Here is a 17,507-nt window from a genome sequence, read left to right on the forward strand (position 1 = left end):
AAGCCGGGGCGCGGTCGTGTACTCGTCAGAGCGCGGGGCGTGTCCCCGGCGGCCCGACGGGAGTTGGGCAGGGAGATCCGCGTACGGGAACGAGCCCCGCGCGCGGTGCGCGATTCGTGTCCGGGCGCCCCGGGCGCACCTTGCGCGCCCTTGTCCCCGTTCTGCTCCGGAGGTGCCCCCGTGCGCCAGTCGTCCGTCCCCGGCCGTGTGGCCGCCGTCTTGGCCGTCACGCTCGCGCTCGCCGCATCGGCCGGGTGCATGAGCGTCGGTGACGACGAGCGGGCCGAGCCCGCGCCCAGCGGCTCGCCCGACCGGCGCGACACGGACGCGGACCCGGACGGCGGCTACGAGCGTCCGGGCGGCGGCCGGCACGCGGGCGGCGGTGGCCGGCACGCGGATTCGGGGAAGCCCGGCGGGGGCGGGCGCAAGGCCGGACGGCCCGAGCTGTCGCCGAGCCCCGGCGCCTCCGCCGCGCCCGAGGAGGACCGGCCCGGACCCGGGGCGGAGCGGCCTCAGCCGCCGCAGCCGGGTGCGCCGAAGCCGCCCGCGCCCCGGCCCACGCCGTCGGCGGAGGAGCCGGCGCCCCCGGTGGATCCGCCGGTGGAGGAGCCCGTCGATCCGCCGGTCTCGGAGCCGCCGCAGCCGACCGATCCGCCGTCGGCCTCGTCGGCGCCGGAGGTGCACGCGGGCGCGATGCGGCTGGTGGAGGCCGACGGGCGGGGGATGCGGGGGCGGCCGACGGCGTCGCCGCAGCCGGGACCGGCGTGACGTACGGGACCGGCGTGACGTACGGGTGAGCGACCGGTCACCGGTGGTCGCCGCCGTGTAACGGGGGTCACGCGGTCGTGGTTTGCCTCGGGAGGGGGAGGGTGCGTATGGTGGTAGATCGTTTGATCCCATTGCCCGGCGCCAAAAGAGCGCGCCGTGTGGCGCGTATCTCCCTTGCCGTGGCCGACCGCATCGAGGCGGTCTTTTGTGAAATCACGGAGTTGGGCGCGTGCCGAGACTCCGGAAGGTTTCGCATTTCGCATGTCCACTTTCTCTTCTGATCAGATCGTTGTGTCCGAGGACGAGTCCGCGGAGGCCGTAGCAGCCGCCGAGACCGCTGTCGCCACCGCTGAGGCGACCACCGGCACCGACGCCGACACCGACCTGGCTGCCGACGTCGACACCGACCTCGCTGTCGACGGCGACCTTGACGCCGACATCGACGGTGACGGCGACTCCGCCGAGCCCGGCATCACCTTCGGTGACCTCGGTCTCCCCGAGGGCATCGTGCGCAAGCTCGCGCAGAACGGCGTCACGACCCCCTTCCCCATCCAGGCCGCGACCATCCCGGACGCCCTGGCCGGCAAGGACATCCTCGGCCGTGGCCGTACGGGCTCCGGCAAGACGCTCTCCTTCGGTCTGCCGCTGCTCGCGACCCTCTCCGGCGGCCGTACGGAGAAGAAGAAGCCCCGCGGTGTCATCCTGACCCCGACCCGCGAGCTGGCGATGCAGGTCGCCGACGCCCTCCAGCCGTACGGTGACGTCCTCGGCCTGAAGATGAAGGTCGTCTGCGGCGGTACGTCCATGGGCAACCAGATCTACGCCCTGGAGCGCGGCGTCGACATCCTCGTCGCCACCCCGGGCCGGCTGCGCGATGTGATCAACCGCGGCGCCTGCTCCCTGGAGCAGGTCCAGGTCGCCATCCTCGACGAGGCCGACCAGATGTCCGACCTCGGCTTCCTGCCCGAGGTGACCGAGCTGCTGGACCAGGTCCCGCAGGGCGGCCAGCGGATGCTCTTCTCCGCCACCATGGAGAACGAGATCACCACCCTGGTGAAGCGCTACCTCAACGACCCCGTGAGCCACGAGGTCGACAGCGCCCAGGGCAATGTCACCACCATGACCCACCACGTCCTCGTCGTGAAGCCGAAGGACAAGGCCCCGGTCACCGCCGCGATCGCCGCCCGCAAGGGCCGTACGATCATCTTCGTCCGCACCCAGCTCGGTGCCGACCGCGTCGCCGAGCAGCTCCGCGAGTCCGGTGTGAAGTCCGACGCGCTGCACGGCGGCATGACGCAGGGCGCCCGGACCCGTACCCTCGCCGACTTCAAGGACGGGTACGTCAACGTGCTCGTCGCCACCGACGTGGCCGCCCGCGGTATCCACGTCGACGGCATCGACCTGGTCCTGAACGTGGACCCGGCCGGTGACCACAAGGACTATCTGCACCGCTCCGGCCGTACCGCCCGCGCGGGCAAGTCCGGCACGGTCGTCTCCCTCTCCCTGCCCCACCAGCGCCGCCAGATCTTCCGGCTGATGGAGGACGCGGGCGTGGACGCCTCCCGCCACATCGTGGGCGGCGCGGGCGCCTTCGACCCCGAGGTCGCCGAGATCACCGGCGCCCGGTCGCTGACCGAGGTGCAGGCCGACTCCGCGAACAACGCCGCCAAGCAGGCCGAGCGGGAGGTCGCCGACCTGGCCCGGCAGCTGGAGCGGATCCAGCGGCGCGCGGTCGAGCTGCGCGACGAGGCCGACCGCCTGGTGGCCCGGGCCGCGCGCGAGCGGGGCGAGGACCCCGAGGCCGCGGTGGCCGAGGTCGCCGGCGCGGTGGAGGCCGAGCTGGAGGCGGAGGCCGCGGCTGCTGCCGCCGCCGCGAAGAAGGAGCGCGAGGAGCGGTCCTTCGAGCGGGACCGCGACCGCCGTGACGACCGGGGCAACTTCGAGCGCCGTGACCGTCGTGACGACCGTCCGTCCGGTGGTTTCCGCCGTGACGACCGCCGGGACGACCGTCCCTCGGGCGGCTTCCGCCGCGACGACCGTCGTGACGACCGTCCGTCCGGTGGCTTCCGCCGTGACGACCGTCCCTCGGGTGGTTTCCGCCGTGACGACCGCCGCGATGACCGTCCCTCGGGTGGTTTCCGCCGTGACGACCGCCGTGACGACCGTCCGTTCAACCGTGACCGTCGCGACGAGCGCCCCTCGGGCGGCTTCCGCCGCGACGACCGTCCGTCCTTCGACCGTGACCGCCGGGACGACCGTCCCTCGGGCGGTTTCCGCCGCGACGACCGTCCCAGCGGCGGCCACCGCGGCAGCGACCGTCCGTTCAACCGTGACCGCCGTGACGACCGTCCCTCGGGCGGCTTCCGCTCCGGCTCCTCGGACCGTCCGTACGGCCGCCGCGACGACCACCGCGGTTCGGGCTCCGGCTCCGGCTCGTTCGGCCGCCGCGACGACAAGCCGCGCTGGAAGCGCAACGGCTGACCGAGGGTCACCGCAACACCGACAGCAGGCGACAGGGCCCGCACCCCAGGAAGGCGAATTCCCGGGGCGCGGGCCCTGTCCCGTATTCGGCCCGTAACAGCTGCTCATGCCACGTATCCCGTTGCTACGATGTCCGCCACCCGGGACGGGAGTCTCTCTTCACCGGCAGCGGCCGATTCGCGTCCGCTCCTCCCGTTGTCCGTGGGTTCACTGATGCAGGACGGATCCGCCGTACCGCTTTTGCAGGTGCTGCGGTTCCAGGGGAGGGGATTCCTTGCAGCACCACAACGGCCGTCCTCGTACGGCCATCCGCCGCTCCGTCGCGACAGCGGTCACGGTTGCCCTGGGCGCGGGCCTGGTCACGGCGGTGGCACCCGCCGCGACGGCCACGACTTCGCAGGGCATCACGGCCGGTGAGGCCGTACTGCCGCCGCAGGACCGTCTGATGCCCCAACGCGTGGCACTCCACGAGGCGGGACCCACCGGCTACACGGCCGAGGTCGAGGGTTCCGGCACCCGCCTCTGGACCGACTACGCGACGGGCGAGACCAAGCCCGTCGACAACACCTCCGGCCACTCCGGACTGCGGAGCGCCCGGACGACGGGAGCGGACGGCACCCGGACCGTCACCGTCACCGACCTGGCCACGGACGGGAAGACGGTCTACACCCTGGCCCCGGACGTTTTCTACACCCTCGCCCACACCCACGACGCGATCGTCGTCTACCGGAAGAACGCCGAAGGTCTCGTCGCGTCGCTGGGCATCCTGCGGCGGGCCGCCGACGGCACGACCGAGGAGACCCCGGTGACCGGCGCCCCGGGGATCAGTACCTCCTTGGTCTCCTATCCGCAGGGGCAGAGCGGCTTCGGGGCCGTCATCGCCGCCAAGAACGGCAGCAGCAGCAACGTCTACTGGCACCTCGACTACGCCACCGCGCGGCTCACCCAGCTGCCCGGCTGGAGCGGCCAGCAGCCCGGCCGGCACCAGGTCATCACCGGCTTCGACCGCTTCACCGACAAGATCACCACCGTCGACCTGCGCAATCCCGACGCGGCGCCCGTGGTGACCGATATCTCCCAGCGGCAGGGTGCCGAGGGGTGGACGCCCCGGTTCACCGTGGTCGGTGACACGATCCTCGTCAGCCGCGATGTCTACTCGCACGACAAGGCCCCCGTGCTCGGCACGAGACTGATGGCCGTCCCCATCGGGAACACCGGCGAGCCGCGGGAACTGCTGCCGCACTCGATCGACCGGTTCGCCACGGCTCCCGACGGCAGCGTGCTCGTCACGGGCGGCAGTACGTCCCGGGACTGGGGCGTACGCCGGGTCACCGCGGAAGCGGACGGCACCCTCAAGCTGACCACCGCCCGCCGGATCCCGGCGATCACCGCGACGATCGAAGGTTTCGCACTCGGCGGCGGCAGGCTCAGCTATACGGCGCAGACGGAGACAGGCCAGTGGTGGAACCTCCACAGCCATGACATCACGGGTTCGGGTACGCCTGTCATCGGCCCGCGGAACAAGGGCGTCCAGGTGTCGGACCCGGAGCTGCGCGAGGCGAGCGGCCGCTATGTGATCGTCAACGACGGCGACAACCGGCAGAACATTGTCGATGTCGGGACGGACTACGGAGCACGCGTCGTGCTGTCGCGGGCCAAGACGGCCGCTTCGGTCTGGGGCACCACCCTGTGGACGCCCGGCAAGACCGCCGGCAGTGTCCTCCCGTTCGACCTGAAGACCAGGAAGGCCGGTGCCGAACTGAAGCTGGGCTCCGGCTGCGTACCGGACAGCCTCCAGGCCGTGGGCCGCTGGCTGTACTGGTCCTGTGGAACCACCAAGGCGGGGGTGTACGACCGCACCGCGGCCAAGAACCTTCCGGTGACGGCGGGCGGCGAGGCGAAGCTGGGAGACGGCTTCGTGGCCCGTGAGGACGGCGGCAAGCTGGCGCTGACCAACCTGCACACCGGGGTTACGGCCCCGGTCGCCACGGTCCCGGCGAACGCGAAGTGGGCAGTCGACAAGTTCGGCGGCCATCTCGCATACGTGGACGCCGATCAGGCGATCCGGGTCCCGCCCGTGGACGTACCGCGCAGCCCCCTCGTCGTCGCCGAATCCGAGATCGACGGGTCCTTCACGCTCGAGGCCGCCTTCGACGACCGCACCTGGAACGGCCACTGGCAGCTCAGCCGCCCGGCCGGCTCCTGGTCCGTGGCGGTCAAGAACGCGGCGGGCAATGTCGTACGCACCCTGCCGCAGGCCTCGGTACCTCAGACCGGTGCCCGGATCAGCGCCGTCTGGGACGGGAAGAACGCGGCCGGCCGGGCCATGCCCAACGGCAAGTACGGCGTGGTTCTGATCGTCGACGGGCGTCCGCTCGTCAGCAGCTGGCTCAGCCTGTACGGCAGCCATGACGCGCCGCGCGACTACACCGCCGACGGCATCCCCGAGGTCGTCACCCGCCTCGGCGCCGACCTCGTCACCCACCAGGGACTGGTGAAGACGGCCGCGGGCGGTGCGGTGCAGCGCGTCTCCAAGGGCTGGAAGAACATCACGTCCGTCCAGCCCATGGGCGACATGAACAACCAGGGCTACGACGATCTGGTGGTCCGGAACACGGCGGGTGAGCTGTGGCGCTACGAGGGCAGCCGTACCGGTCTGCCGGGGCCGACGTCGGTGAAGGTCCGGATCGGTACGGGCTTCGGGTCCTTCGACACGATCCTGCCCGCGGGTGATCTGACCGGTGACGGCCGTGGCGATCTGCTGGCGCGCAAGCCGGACGGAAAGCTGTATGCGTTCGCGGTCACCCCGACCGGCGCCCTGCGTTCGGCGGGGATCATCAGCGGCTCCTTCAAGGGTCTGACGCTGATCGCCGCGGGTGACCTGACGGGCGACCGCCACGGTGATCTGCTGGCACGTGACGCGGGCGGTGAGCTGTGGCGCTACAACGGCACCGGCAAGGGCACGCTGGGCGCGAAGACCCTGGTCCAGAAGGACTGGGCGGTGACCAGCAAGGCGTTCTCGGGCACCGGTGACCTCAACGGCGACGGCAACGCGGACCTGGTCTCCCGGGACACTTCGGGCCGTCTGTGGCAGCACCTGGGCACCGGGAAGGGCACCCTGTCCGCCCCGGTCCAGGTGGGCACGGGCTGGCAGCGGTACTCGTCCCTGCACTGACCCCGGGAACCGTCGCCGGGGCGCTCCCGCACCCCGGCGACGGCCCTCTTTGTCCGACGCCACACCGCTACCACGGGATACCCGATCGGCTCTCGCGCCGGGTCCGGCTATGCTCAGGTGTGGTTCGGCCGAGGGCCGCTAGCTCAATTGGCAGAGCAGCGGACTTTTAATCCGTTGGTTGTGGGTTCGAGTCCCACGCGGCCTACCGAATGCGGAGGCGGGCGCTAGCCCGTGACCTGCGAAGAAGCGCCCCACCCGGCATCGGCCGGGTGGGGCGCTTCGCTGTTGGGGGGCTGGTCGGTCTGTTGCGATGAAGGAGAGCGGAACCGGCTCGTCGTCCATAAGCCGACCTGACGAACCCTGCGGACGCCTTGCTCAGCGCTCAGCGACGGGTCCGGACGAGGACGCGGGTGCCCTCCGGTCAGCCGGCAGTGAGGTGGCCGAGACCGGGAGGGAACCTGGTCCGTCTCGGACAGCCCGCGTACATCGCCGCCGACCTCACCCTCGAACTGGGCGAAACCCTCCTGCCCGGCACCCCGGACGGGGCCGTGCCGCTGCGAGGCGGGGACTGGGGCAGCGTTGCCGTCGAAGGGATCGGGACAGTCCGGAACACCGTGGTGCTCCGAGGCCCGCGCCCCGCGCGCCCCGCGTGATCGGGGCCGAAAGCCTAGGCTGCGGAGCGCAGGAATCATCGGTGAGGGGAGCACGGAATGATCCGCTGGGTGTGTGTGTTCGTGGACCGGCCGCGGGAGCGGATGGACGCGGCCGCGGAGTTCTGGACCGCGGTGACGGGGACGCAACTCTCCCCGCGCCGCGGCGAATACGGCGAGTACGCGACCTTCCTGCCGGATCCGCAGGCCGCCGATCCGTATCTGAAGCTTCAGGGCCTCCGCTCCTGGGACAACGGGCTGCGCGGATCCCATATCGACTTCTCCGTCGACGACGTATCCGCGTTCGCGGCCCGCGCCGTCGCCGTCGGTGCCGATATCGTCGCGGAGTTCGACGGCTGCGTCGTCTTCGCGTCCCCCGCCGGGCAGGCCTTCTGCGCGGTGTCCTGGCAGGGGGAGTCCCGGCGCCCCGAGGTGTTCCAAGGCACCCGCCCGGACCAGATCTGCGTGGATATCCCGCCGGAGTCGTACGAGGTGGAGACCGCGTTCTGGAGCGCGCTCACCGGCTGGCCGCTGCTGAACGCGCCGCTCTCCGAGTACCGCGCCCTGCAGGGCCCCGCGGGTCTGCCGGTACGGGTCCTGCTCCAGCGGCTCGACGCGCCGCGGGCGACCGGTGCGCATCTGGACTTCTCCGCCGCCGACCGGGCCGCGGCCGCCGCCGCGCACGAGAAGCTGGGGGCGACCGTGGTCGAGGTGTTCGACTACTGGACCGTTATGCGTGATCCGGCCGGCGGGACGTACTGCCTCACCGACCGCGACCCGGTCACCGGCCTGGTGTGACAGCAGGGGTACGGGCCCCGCCCGGGGCCCGTACCGGGTGCGAGAGGCTCAGCAGCTCGCCGAACAGCCGCAACACGCGGCCTTGACCTGGACGTTGTCCAGCACCGGACCGTGCGCGCCCGCGGTGGTGCTGGCGAAGGCGAGCGTGGTCGAAGCGGCCGATGCGACAAAGGTGAACTGGCGGTTCACATAGCCCATATTCGGCCGTGTCTTACCGGTGATGTCGAAGGTGAAGTCCTGGAAGACCTGGCCGTCGATCAGCGCCCGGCCCGTTTTCACGATCGGCTGGGACGCGGCGTCGATATTGCCGGCCAGGGAGTAGCTGACGGAGTACGTCGTTCCGGGCACCGTTGTGAAGGTCTGGGCGACCGTGCCGGGGCCGTTGCCGCTGAGGTCGACGGACTGGTTCCCCTCGGCCGCCTGCCAGAAGCCGCTGCCGATGAGGTCGACCGAGCCCGCCGTCACCTGCCACGGGCCCAGGGACTGCCCGCTCGTGAAGGTGCTGAACGAGTTCGCGGGGGCGACCGGATACTCGAAGCTGCCGTCGTCGAAGCGGCTGAGCGCCGCCGCCTGGGCGGGCGCGGCGAGGACGGCGCAGCCGGCGGCGAGGGCGAGCGCCCCGGCGACGGCGGTGGTGCAGGCACGCAAGGCTGACATGGAACCTCCGTGAATACGCGTGGGAACGGGAATACGGGAACACGGGAACGAGACCGGACCGGTCCGTGTCGACCCGCCCGGCGGGCGTATTTCCCGCTCGACGAATTTCCCGTTGATCGGCCTCTGCGCCAACCCCGGGGCAGCGGCGCATTTTGGCTCGACGCCGATAAAGAGCACCCCCGGGCGCCTGTTTCAACAGGGGTGTGCCAAGAGTGCGCCGTCTCCGGATGTTCTCAGTAGCCGCAGGTCATGGTGGGTATGTGGAGAGGAGAATGCTTCATGGGGCTGGATTTCCGGGCCAGGAGCAGGGGGAAACGATCCTGCGGTGAGTGAAGGAAATATGGTGAGTGGGGAAGAGTTTTCCTTCGAATTCCTGGGCGTCGCACGGGAGTTTCGGATACGGCGAACGGAAGAGCGTTGGGCCCCGCCGCGAGGGGGGGAGCGCGGCGGGGCCCTGACGGGCTGCTGCCCGGCCCGTACCGGGATATGCGGGTGAACAGCCGTACGGTGAATGCCTCGCGCCGCGTAGTACGCCCTGTGTACTATCCCGCGGCATGCGAACCCACGACGCCCAGACCCTCGTTCTGACCGCGCTCACCGAGGGACCTCTGCACGGCTACGCCGTCAACGCCGCCGTCGAGAAGCTCTCCGGCGCCCCGCTCGGCGCGGGCAGTCTCTACGGCGCCCTCGCCCGGCTGGAGAAGAAGGGGCTGGTCGAGGCCCTGGCCTTCGAGGGCCGCCGGCGGCCGTACCGGATCACCGGCCGGGGCCGGGAGCTGCTGGCGCGCGAGGCCCGGACCATGGAGCGGGTCAGCGGACAGGTCTTCGAGACCGTCACCCCCGACGAGGTGCGGTATCTGGACCGGGTGGCCGCGACCGGCGCGGGCCGGACGTACAAGCACATCGCACGGTACGAACTCCGGGCCGGACCCGGGCACACCGTCCTCGACCTCGGCTGCGGCCCCGGTACCGATCTGGAGGCCCTCGCCGGTTCCGTGGGGCCCGCGGGCGCGGTGATCGGCATCGACGCCAGCCGCGAGATGGTCGAGCTGGCGCGGGAGCGGACCGGGGGGCTGGCCACGGTCGACGTACGGCTCGCCGATATCCACCGGCTGCCCCTGGCGGACGCGAGCGCGGACCGGGCCCGTACCGACCGGGTGCTCCAGCACGTCGAGGACCCGGCCGCCGTGCTCGCCGAGGTCCGGCGGGTCCTGCGGCCCGGCGGGCGGCTGGTGCTCGCCGAACCCGACTGGGACTCCCTCGCCCTGGACCATGCCGACCTGGACGCCGCCCGCGCCTACACCCGGCACATCACGGACCGGATCGTCCGCAACGGGATCATCGGACGGCAGCTTCCGCGGCTCGTCCAGGAGGCGGGCTTCGTCGTACCGGGCGCCACCGCGACGACCTCCGTCTTCCGGGACGCCGGGGCGGCCGATGAGATCCTCGGCCTCCACCGCAACACCCGGCGGGCGGTCGCCGCCGGATATCTGACCGAGGAGCAGGGGGAGAGGCTCCTGGCGGATATGGCCTCCGGCGGCCCTTTCCTGGCGTCGGTGACGCTGTACGTCGTCGTGGCCGAGGTCCCGGCGGTCGTGGCCGGGATCCCGGCGGCCCGCCCCTGACCGACGGTGCAGGGACGGGCGGTTGACTCCGAGGAACGGGTTTACGGTGCCGGGGCTACGGGGCCACGGTGTACGTGACCTGGTCGCCCTGGCAGCCCGCGGCCAGCCGGTACAGCGCCTTCTGCTCGGCCCCGTCGATGCTCAGGCGCCAGCGGAGCTTGGTGGCCAGCCAGTCGGACGTGTAGTGGCAGAGGGCGTCCGCCGCGGGCGGCAGCCACTGGGCGGGGTCCTGGTCCCCCTTGGCGCGGTTGGACTTGGCCGTCACGGCGACCAGGGAGGACGACTGGCCCTGGTCGTTCGCGTACGCCTCGCGCCGGGCCGCCGTCCAGGCGGTGGCCCCGGAGTCCCAGGCCTCGGCCAGCGGAACCATATGGTCGATGTCCAGCGCGCTCGCCGGGGTGACGTACGTGTCGTCGTAGTACGACCACCACTGCCCGCCGGTCAGCGCACAGCGGGCACCCACGGTCGGCGCTGTGACCGCCTCGGCGATCAGCACCTCGTTGCGGGTGTTGCAGCCGTCGGAGGGGTTGAGGCCCGCGTTCCAGTGCTTGAAGAGATCCCGGTTGTAGCCCGCGCGGCTCTCGTCCGCGACGGACAGGCCGGCGACGGCGGTGAGGATCGGCACGGTCTCGGCGGCGGCCCCGGGGGCCCCGGCCGGCCGGTCCGCCGCGGGCCCGGCCGCCGGTGCGGGCCCGGTCTCCGCCGCCGGAGCCGGTACGGCGGGGGCTGCCGTCGCCGGCACCGTGACGGCGGCGAGGGGGAGCAGGACGAGGACGGCGGCCGTGGCGGCCCGCCGGAGACTCCGGCGGCCCGAGGAGCGCCCGGTGGTGCGGTCTGTGTGGTTCGTGTGGTTGATCACGTCAACTTGAGTACGTGGCATTCACTCCTTCGCGATGCGATGAATCGGCCCGCTGGGCCGAATGGAGGCGCGCGTTCACCGAGGAAACGTTTCTGTGAGCCGGGCGGCCCCCTGCCCGGGGGCCCGCGCCCGTGACCCGCCCCGCCGCGGGGGCGTTGTCCCGGCATGACCAAGACGAAGCGCATCCTCACCGCCGTCGCCCTCGCCGCCGGTGCCTCGGCCCTCTCCGTCTCCGCGGCCGCCGCGAACGGACACCACAGCACGCAGACGCCGCAGGGCGCGACGTCCCTCGCCGACGGGGTGCAGGCACTCAACGGCGGTATCAAGGACCTGAACCAGCTCAACCAGCTGATGGAGATCCCCAACCACCTCGCCCCGCTGACCGACCCGGTCGTCCAGGTCGCGGGCGCCCTCCAGTAACGCCGGGCCGCGGAGCCCGTACCCCGAGCGTCGCCGCCTCCGGGCAGGTCCCGGCAGGCCTCCGGAAGGTCTGCGGAAAGATCTGCGGAAAAACTTCCGGGAAATCCGTCGACCGGTGTCGAGAACCCGGCACCGGCTCCGACGTCCCCTGTGAAAGCTGCCCACGAAGGGCAGCGGCGGGGAAATCCCGCCCGGAGGAACAGCGACCGCAGGGAGTGGACCCCATGAAGTACCTCGTGATGATCCAGGGCACCCAGGCCTCCTACGACGCGATGGCGGGCAAGCCCTCCCCGGGCAACCCGGCCTGGAGCGAGGCCGATCTCGCCGCGATGTTCGCGCATATGGGTGCCATCGGCAACGACCTCGCCGAGACGGGGGAGCTGGTCGACGGCAACGGGCTGGCCGCCCCCGCACAGAGCCGCACCGTCCTGGCGGGCCCCGACGGCAAGCCGGTGATCACCGACGGGCCGTACGGCGAGACCAAGGAGGTCCTCGCGGGCTACTGGGTGGTCGACTGCGAGAGCCTGGAGCGGGTGACCGAGATCGCGGCCCGGATCGTCGCCTGTCCCGAGCCCGCGGGCAGCACCCCCGTGCCGGTGGTGATCCGCCCGATCGGCGAGGGCCCCGACTCCTGACCGGTATCCCGGTGGACGGGCATCCCGGTGCGGTGCCGTGAACCGCTGTGCGGTGCGGGAAGGGCCGGGAGCCGCAGGGCGTGCCTCCGGGCCGTGATACGTACAGCTGTATGAGCCGTAGCCGTACGAACACCCCTGCCGACGCCGACCCCGATTCCAGCGCCGAGCCCGATTCCAGCGCCGACGGCGTTGGCGCCGCGCGGCCCGCCGGGACCGGTGCCGACACCGTCGAGGACCTGCTGCGCCGCCACGCGCCGCAGGTCCTCGGCGCTCTCGTACGCCGGTACGGGCACTTCGACCTCGCCGAGGACTCCGTCCAGGAAGCGCTGCTCGCCGCCGCCCGGCAGTGGCCCGCCGAAGGCCTCCCCGCCAACCCCCGCGGCTGGCTGATCAGAGTCGCCGCGCGCCGGCTCACCGATCTGCTCCGCGCCGAGGAGGCCCGCCGCCGCCGGGAGGAGAGCGCCGCGAACCTCGCCCCGCGAGACTCCTTCACCGCACCGCCGCCCGGCGAGGGCCGGGCCCCCTCCGACGACGACACCCTCACCCTCCTCTTCCTCTGCTGCCACCCCGACCTCACGCCCGCCGCGCAGATCGCGCTGACCCTGCGGGCCGTCGGCGGGCTCACCACCGCCGAGATCGCCCGCGCCCATCTGGTCCCCGAGGCGACCATGGCCCAGCGCGTGAGCCGGGCCAAGCAGCGGATCAAAGGGCTGCCGTTCGTCCCGCCGGGGCCCGAGGACCGGGACCGGCGGCTCGCCGCCGTACTGGAAGTGCTGTACCTGATCTTCAACGAGGGCTACACGGCCTCGTCCGGCGAGCACCTCCACCGCGCCGAACTCGCGCGGGAGGCGATCCGGCTGACCCGCCGGGTCCATCTGCTGCTGCCGGGCGAAGGGGCGGTCACCGGGCTGCTGGCGCTGATGCTGCTCACCGAGGCGCGTACGCCCGCCCGCAGTGGGCCGGACGGTGAGCTGATCCCGCTGGACGAGCAGGACCGGACGCTCTGGGACCGTACGGCGATCGCCGAGGGCACCGCCCTGGTCGAGGCGGCGCTCGGGCAGGGACCGGCCGGGGTCTACCAGCTCCAGGCGGCCGTCGCCGCCCTGCACGACGAGGCCGGACGCGCCGAGGACACCGACTGGCCGCAGATCCTCGCGCTGTACGACCTCCTGGTCGCCCGCGCCCCGGAGCCGATGGCCGAGCTGGGGCGGGCGGTCGCGGTGGCCCGGGTGCACGGGCCCGCGGCCGGTCTCGCCGAGGTGGCGGCGGTGGCGGACCGGCTCCCCGGGCACCACCGGATCGACGCGGTCCGGGCGCATCTGCTGGAGGAGGCGGGGGAGCGGACCGCGGCCCGGGAGGCGTACGAGAAGGCCGCGGCGGCCACCCTCAGCGCTCCGGAGGCCCGCTATCTGCGCGCCCGTGCCGCCCGGCTGCCCCGCTGATCCCGGGATCCGCCTCCATCCGATATCCGATATCCGGCGTACCGGCCCCTACCTAATGGTTTGACCTTTATTGAATGGGTTGACCTTTACGTAACGTCAACTTCTACCGTTCATGTCATGGAGTGGTCGATCCAAGAGGTCGCCCGGCGTGCCGGGACGACCAGCCGCACCCTGCGGCACTACGCGGACATCGGGCTGCTGGCACCCCGGCGGACCGGGGCCAACGGCTACCGCTACTACGGGCCGGACGAGCTGGTGCGCCTCCAGCGGATCCTGCTCCTGCGCGAGCTGGGGCTCGGGCTGCCCGCCATCGCCGAGGTGCTGGCGGGCCAGCAGGACACGACCGCGGCGCTCCGGGCCCATCTGGAGCTGCTGGAGCTGGAGCGGGACCGCCTCGCCCGCCGGATCGCGTCCGTGCGGACCACTCTCCGCAAGACCGAACTAGGGGAGGAACTCATGGCGGAAGACGTACTCGACGGCTTCGACCACACGAAGTACGAGAAGGAGGTCACGGAACGCTGGGGCGCGGACGCCTGGCGCGCGAGCGGCCGGCGGTGGCAGCAGCTCGGGGAGGACGAGCGGCGGGCGCATCTGCTCGACCACGAGACGATCGCCCGGGACTACGCCCGGGCCCTGAAGGACGGCGCCGCGCCCGGCGACGAGACCGTCCAGGCGATCACCCGGCGGATGTACGCCTGGCAGTCGGTGATGGCCGCTCCGTCGAAGTCCCATTTCACGGGTCTCGGCGAGATGTTCGCCTCGGACCCGCGCTTCGGCGGCAACTACGACAAGTACGGGGCGGGGACGGCGGTCTTCGTCCGGGACGCGATGCGGGTGTACGCGGAGCGTCACCTCACCGACTGAACAGCCCGGAAAAGGGCAGATGGCGGGGGTGGAGGGAACTCTCGGCAGCGTCGCGGGGGAAATGGTCACCAGAGGTGCTCCGGATGGCGTAAGGTTGTGTTCACCGACGCGGGGTGGAGCAGCTCGGTAGCTCGCTGGGCTCATAACCCAGAGGTCGCAGGTTCAAATCCTGTCCCCGCTACTGAAGAAACGGCCCGGTGCTTTCGTTCTGCGAGAGCACCGGGCCGTTGTCGTATCCGAAGAGGCCCCTGGAGGTCTCCGGCGGCCGCGGGGCCGCCAGGGGGCTCAAGGGGCCTCATGATCCCCGGGCCCCGGGGGTCACCCGGGCGGTCCAGTGCGGCTCGCCCCGGGCACCCGCCGCCGCGAGGCTGGGAGGGGAGGAGAGCGCCTGTGGCGGAGCAGACACAGCGGAACGGATACGGCAGTGCCCGGCGTTTCGCCCGGATGCTGCCGTCGCTGATGATCGTCATCGGGGTGGTGTACGACCTCACGACCCCGTCGAAGTTCACCGCCGTGCCCATGTTCACGGCCGCCCCGCTGATCGCGGCCCCCTTCTTCTCCTTCGCCGTCACGCTGGCGACGGGCGTCTTCGCCGTCCTGACCGAACTGGGTCTGGACATCTACAACCGCTCGCTCGGCCAGACCCAGGCCTATACCGAGCTGAGTACGGTCGTCACCGTCTCCGCCCTGGCGCTCTTCATCAACCGGGTCATCACCCGGAGCAACGAGAAACTGGCCTCGGCCCGGGTGATCGCCGAGGCCGCGCAGCGGGCCGTGCTGCCCACACCCGCCGAGGAGATCGGCGGGCTGCGGATCGCCGCACGGTACGAGGCGGCGCTCGCCGACGCCTTCATCGGCGGTGACCTCTTCGCCGTACAGGACACTCCGCACGGTGTTCGGCTGGTGGTCGGGGACGTCCGGGGCAAGGGGCTGGGGGCGGTGGAGGCCGTGGCCATCCTGATCGGGGCCTTCCGGGAGGCGGCCGAGCGGGAGGCCTCGCTGGAGTGCGTCGCGGACCGGCTGGAGCAGGCGCTCGTCCGGGAGGCGCTACGGCGCGGAGCGGGCGATCTCGACGATTTCGAGGGGTTCGCGACCGCCGTGTTCGCGGAGATCCCGCGGGGCCTCGGGGCCGTACGCCTGCTGAACCGGGGGCACCCCGAGCCGCTGCTGCTCCACGCCGACGGGCGGCTGCGCATGCTGCCGCCGGACGAGGCGGCGCTGCCGCTGGGCATGAGGGAGCTGGGGAACTGGCCGGGGCGGGCCGAATCGCATCCGATGCCCGACGGGTCGACCCTGCTGCTCTACACGGACGGGCTGTCGGAGGCGCGGAACGCGGCCGGGGTGTTCTACGACCCGGAGGAGCAGCTCGGCGGGCGGGCGTTCCCGGGGCCGGGGGAGCTGCTGGACGCGCTGGTGGACGACGTACGACGGCATACGGGCGGCGGATCGACGGACGATATGGCGCTGCTCGCGGTCACCCGCCCGAACGGAGACGGCGGTCCGGGAGGCCCCGGAGGCCAGGGAGGTCAGGGTCTCGGGGGTCCGGGCGGTTTCGGCGGGGCCCGCGAGGCCGGGGCGGCCGGGGCGGAGGGCAGGTCTTCGGAACAGTCGCCCCTCCGGCCCGATGGATAAAGAGTTGACCAACGATTGGCCAAGTGCTGGGGGCTATATGCCATTGCACTGCCGTTTTCTGCACGGTGCGTGATCGAACCGTCGCTGTCGCCATAACATCTGACGAACCATCAGGGGCGCGGAGGGGGCGGAAGGGCCCTGAAGGGGCCTCAGAGGCGGGTAACTCGCCCGATTTGAAAGCCTTCTGTCCCGGTTGATTCGCCGTCCGGGTTTAAGGATCATCAGGAACACTTGGAAAACATTCCCGGTGTCTATTAACGTTCGATAACGCAGCGCGGTCGTCCCAGTCGCCGTCAGGGCGGCTCCGTGCTCATGCGCCGAATCCCGCAAGGGAACCGGGGAACCACTTCTTGGGGTGAATCGGATGCCTCCGCAGCCTGCGGAGACACCGTAGGAGACCTTCCTGCTCCGAACCCGTCAGCTAACCCGGTAGGCGAGAAGGAAGGAAAGGAGTACGCCTCAGTGGCGTCCAACAGTCCTGCCCCGCAAGCCCCTGCCGGGCCCGGGTACATGAGCAACGGCACCCGCTTCGGTGAAGACGGTGGTGCCGAGCCGGCCACCGGCGAGTGGAACCCCAGCGCGGAAACGCTTCTCCCGAACCGTGGCCGCCACCGCGTACTGCGTCAGCAGCGCCGGGCCTTCGCCCGCAGCTCCACCGTCCTCGGTGTCGGTGTGATCGCCGCGGTCGGCGCGGGCGGCATCGCCACCGCGCAGGACAAGGCCCCCATCACCATCTCCCTCCCCGACGGGCTCGGCGGCACCGAGGACGGCGCGCAGAACGCCGGCCTCGCCACCATGGGCGACACCGTCACCGAGACCGCGACGGGCGAGCAGTCCGAGGCCGACGGCAACGCGGGTGAGGCGCTGCGCTCCCGGATCCTCCAGCAGGCCGAGCAGCAGCAGGCGCAGGCCGAGGCGGAGCGCCGGGCCGCGGCCGAGAAGGCCGCCGCCGAAGCCGCCGCCGCGGATGCGCTGAAGGCGTCCGCCGACGCCAAGAAGAAGGCGGACGAGGCGAAGAAGAAGGCCGCCGAGGAAGCCAAGAAGAAGGCGGAGGCCGAGCGTCTCGCCAAACTGGCGAAGAGCTTCGCGCTCCCCACCTCCTCGTACAACATCACCTCGACCTTCGGTTCGTCCGGCGGACTCTGGTCCTCCGGCCAGCACACCGGTCTCGACTTCGCCGCCCCCGCGGGCACCCCGGTCAAGGCCGTGGGCGCGGGCACCGTCAAGTCCGCCGGTTACGCGGGCTCGTACGGCTACCAGGTCGTCATCGAGCTGAACGACGGCACCGAGGTCATGTACGCCCACCTCTCGTCGATCAACGCCAACGTGGGCCAGAAGGTCGTCGCGGGCGATATGGTCGGACGGGTCGGCTCGACCGGCAACTCCACCGGCAACCACCTCCATCTGGAGGTCAAGACGCCCGGCGGTACGACGATCGACCCCGGCGCCTGGCTGCGCAGCAAGGGCCTCCAGCCCTGACGCCCGCGGGACCCCGCCACCC

13 protein-coding genes, 2 tRNA genes and 1 riboswitch are annotated in these 17,507 nt (G+C 71.7%); of the genes, 13 read left to right on the plus strand and 2 right to left on the minus strand.

Going from position 1 to position 17,507, the window contains the following annotated elements; genetic code table 11:
• Nucleotides 1-180: 180 nt before the first annotated feature.
• The 5 genes from ACIQ9E_RS22995 (at nt 181) to ACIQ9E_RS23015 (ending at nt 7,872) form a co-directional block, all read left to right on the plus strand.
• Complete coding sequence (locus ACIQ9E_RS22995) at nt 181-768, plus strand: hypothetical protein (protein WP_403709799.1); 588 nt, start codon at nt 181-183, stop codon at nt 766-768.
• A gap of 261 nt (nt 769-1,029) precedes the next feature.
• Complete coding sequence (locus ACIQ9E_RS23000) at nt 1,030-3,249, plus strand: DEAD/DEAH box helicase (RefSeq protein ID WP_403709801.1); 2,220 nt, start codon at nt 1,030-1,032, stop codon at nt 3,247-3,249.
• Between the two features lie 274 nt (nt 3,250-3,523).
• Complete coding sequence (locus ACIQ9E_RS23005; protein ID WP_403709803.1) at nt 3,524-6,424, plus strand: FlgD immunoglobulin-like domain containing protein; 2,901 nt, start codon at nt 3,524-3,526, stop codon at nt 6,422-6,424.
• A 132-nt stretch (nt 6,425-6,556) separates the two neighbouring features.
• Nucleotides 6,557-6,629: transfer RNA gene (locus ACIQ9E_RS23010), tRNA-Lys, on the plus strand.
• A 505-nt stretch (nt 6,630-7,134) separates the two neighbouring features.
• Complete coding sequence (locus tag ACIQ9E_RS23015; RefSeq protein ID WP_403709805.1) at nt 7,135-7,872, plus strand: VOC family protein; 738 nt, start codon at nt 7,135-7,137, stop codon at nt 7,870-7,872.
• Between the two features lie 48 nt (nt 7,873-7,920).
• On the opposite strand, the gene ACIQ9E_RS23020 is transcribed toward ACIQ9E_RS23015, so the two are convergent.
• A complete protein-coding gene (locus ACIQ9E_RS23020) occupies nt 7,921-8,529 on the minus strand; it encodes a choice-of-anchor C family protein (RefSeq protein WP_403709807.1) in 609 nt (202 codons plus the stop codon).
• 554 nt (nt 8,530-9,083) lie between these two features.
• Between ACIQ9E_RS23020 and ACIQ9E_RS23025 the strand changes: the two genes are divergently transcribed.
• Nucleotides 9,084-10,154 carry a methyltransferase domain-containing protein gene (locus ACIQ9E_RS23025; RefSeq protein ID WP_403709808.1) on the plus strand — a complete coding sequence of 357 codons (1,071 nt, stop codon included), beginning with the start codon at nt 9,084-9,086 and terminating at the stop codon, nt 10,152-10,154.
• Between the two features lie 55 nt (nt 10,155-10,209).
• Here the strand turns inward: ACIQ9E_RS23025 and ACIQ9E_RS23030 are convergent, their stop codons facing one another.
• On the minus strand, nt 10,210-10,896 hold the full coding sequence (locus ACIQ9E_RS23030) for an HNH endonuclease family protein (protein WP_403709867.1): 687 nt from the start codon (nt 10,894-10,896) through the stop codon (nt 10,210-10,212).
• Nucleotides 10,897-11,178: 282 nt separating this feature from the next.
• On the opposite strand from ACIQ9E_RS23030, the gene ACIQ9E_RS23035 reads away from it, so the two are divergent.
• The 7 genes from ACIQ9E_RS23035 to ACIQ9E_RS23065 all read left to right on the plus strand — a co-directional run bounded on the left by ACIQ9E_RS23035 (nt 11,179) and on the right by ACIQ9E_RS23065 (nt 17,485).
• The gene (locus ACIQ9E_RS23035) at nt 11,179-11,433 is read left to right on the plus strand and encodes a hypothetical protein (RefSeq protein WP_403709810.1); all 255 of its coding nucleotides are present in this window, start codon (nt 11,179-11,181) and stop codon (nt 11,431-11,433) included.
• Nucleotides 11,434-11,657: 224 nt separating this feature from the next.
• The gene (locus ACIQ9E_RS23040; RefSeq protein WP_403709812.1) at nt 11,658-12,068 is read left to right on the plus strand and encodes a YciI family protein; all 411 of its coding nucleotides are present in this window, start codon (nt 11,658-11,660) and stop codon (nt 12,066-12,068) included.
• A gap of 110 nt (nt 12,069-12,178) precedes the next feature.
• Complete coding sequence (locus ACIQ9E_RS23045; RefSeq protein WP_403709814.1) at nt 12,179-13,510, plus strand: RNA polymerase sigma factor; 1,332 nt, start codon at nt 12,179-12,181, stop codon at nt 13,508-13,510.
• 117 nt (nt 13,511-13,627) lie between these two features.
• Nucleotides 13,628-14,374 carry a MerR family transcriptional regulator gene (locus ACIQ9E_RS23050; protein WP_403709816.1) on the plus strand — a complete coding sequence of 249 codons (747 nt, stop codon included), beginning with the start codon at nt 13,628-13,630 and terminating at the stop codon, nt 14,372-14,374.
• 107 nt (nt 14,375-14,481) lie between these two features.
• Nucleotides 14,482-14,555 (plus strand) — tRNA-Met (locus tag ACIQ9E_RS23055).
• 209 nt (nt 14,556-14,764) lie between these two features.
• Nucleotides 14,765-16,006 carry a PP2C family protein-serine/threonine phosphatase gene (locus tag ACIQ9E_RS23060; RefSeq protein WP_403709818.1) on the plus strand — a complete coding sequence of 414 codons (1,242 nt, stop codon included), beginning with the start codon at nt 14,765-14,767 and terminating at the stop codon, nt 16,004-16,006.
• Nucleotides 16,007-16,311: 305 nt separating this feature from the next.
• Nucleotides 16,312-16,457, plus strand: a riboswitch (cyclic di-AMP (ydaO/yuaA leader).
• Between the two features lie 11 nt (nt 16,458-16,468).
• Complete coding sequence (locus ACIQ9E_RS23065) at nt 16,469-17,485, plus strand: M23 family metallopeptidase (RefSeq protein WP_403709820.1); 1,017 nt, start codon at nt 16,469-16,471, stop codon at nt 17,483-17,485.
• Nucleotides 17,486-17,507: the final 22 nt, after the last annotated feature.

Source organism: Streptomyces sp. NPDC094448, from assembly GCF_044763775.1.
Taxonomy (GTDB): Bacteria; Actinomycetota; Actinomycetes; order Streptomycetales; family Streptomycetaceae; genus Streptomyces.

Bases quoted from the DNA above. Each gene is read 5' to 3' on its own strand.
- ACIQ9E_RS23000 (WP_403709801.1), top strand. From the start codon at position 1,030: ATGTCCACTTTCTCTTCTGATCAGATCGTTGTGTCCGAGGACGAGTCC.
- ACIQ9E_RS23015 (WP_403709805.1), top strand. From the start codon at position 7,135: ATGATCCGCTGGGTGTGTGTGTTCGTGGACCGGCCGCGGGAGCGGATG.
- ACIQ9E_RS23020 (WP_403709807.1), bottom strand. From the start codon at position 8,529: ATGTCAGCCTTGCGTGCCTGCACCACCGCCGTCGCCGGGGCGCTCGCC.
- ACIQ9E_RS23025 (WP_403709808.1), top strand. From the start codon at position 9,084: ATGCGAACCCACGACGCCCAGACCCTCGTTCTGACCGCGCTCACCGAG.
- ACIQ9E_RS23035 (WP_403709810.1), top strand. From the start codon at position 11,179: ATGACCAAGACGAAGCGCATCCTCACCGCCGTCGCCCTCGCCGCCGGT.
- ACIQ9E_RS23040 (WP_403709812.1), top strand. From the start codon at position 11,658: ATGAAGTACCTCGTGATGATCCAGGGCACCCAGGCCTCCTACGACGCG.
- ACIQ9E_RS23045 (WP_403709814.1), top strand. From the start codon at position 12,179: ATGAGCCGTAGCCGTACGAACACCCCTGCCGACGCCGACCCCGATTCC.
- ACIQ9E_RS23050 (WP_403709816.1), top strand. From the start codon at position 13,628: ATGGAGTGGTCGATCCAAGAGGTCGCCCGGCGTGCCGGGACGACCAGC.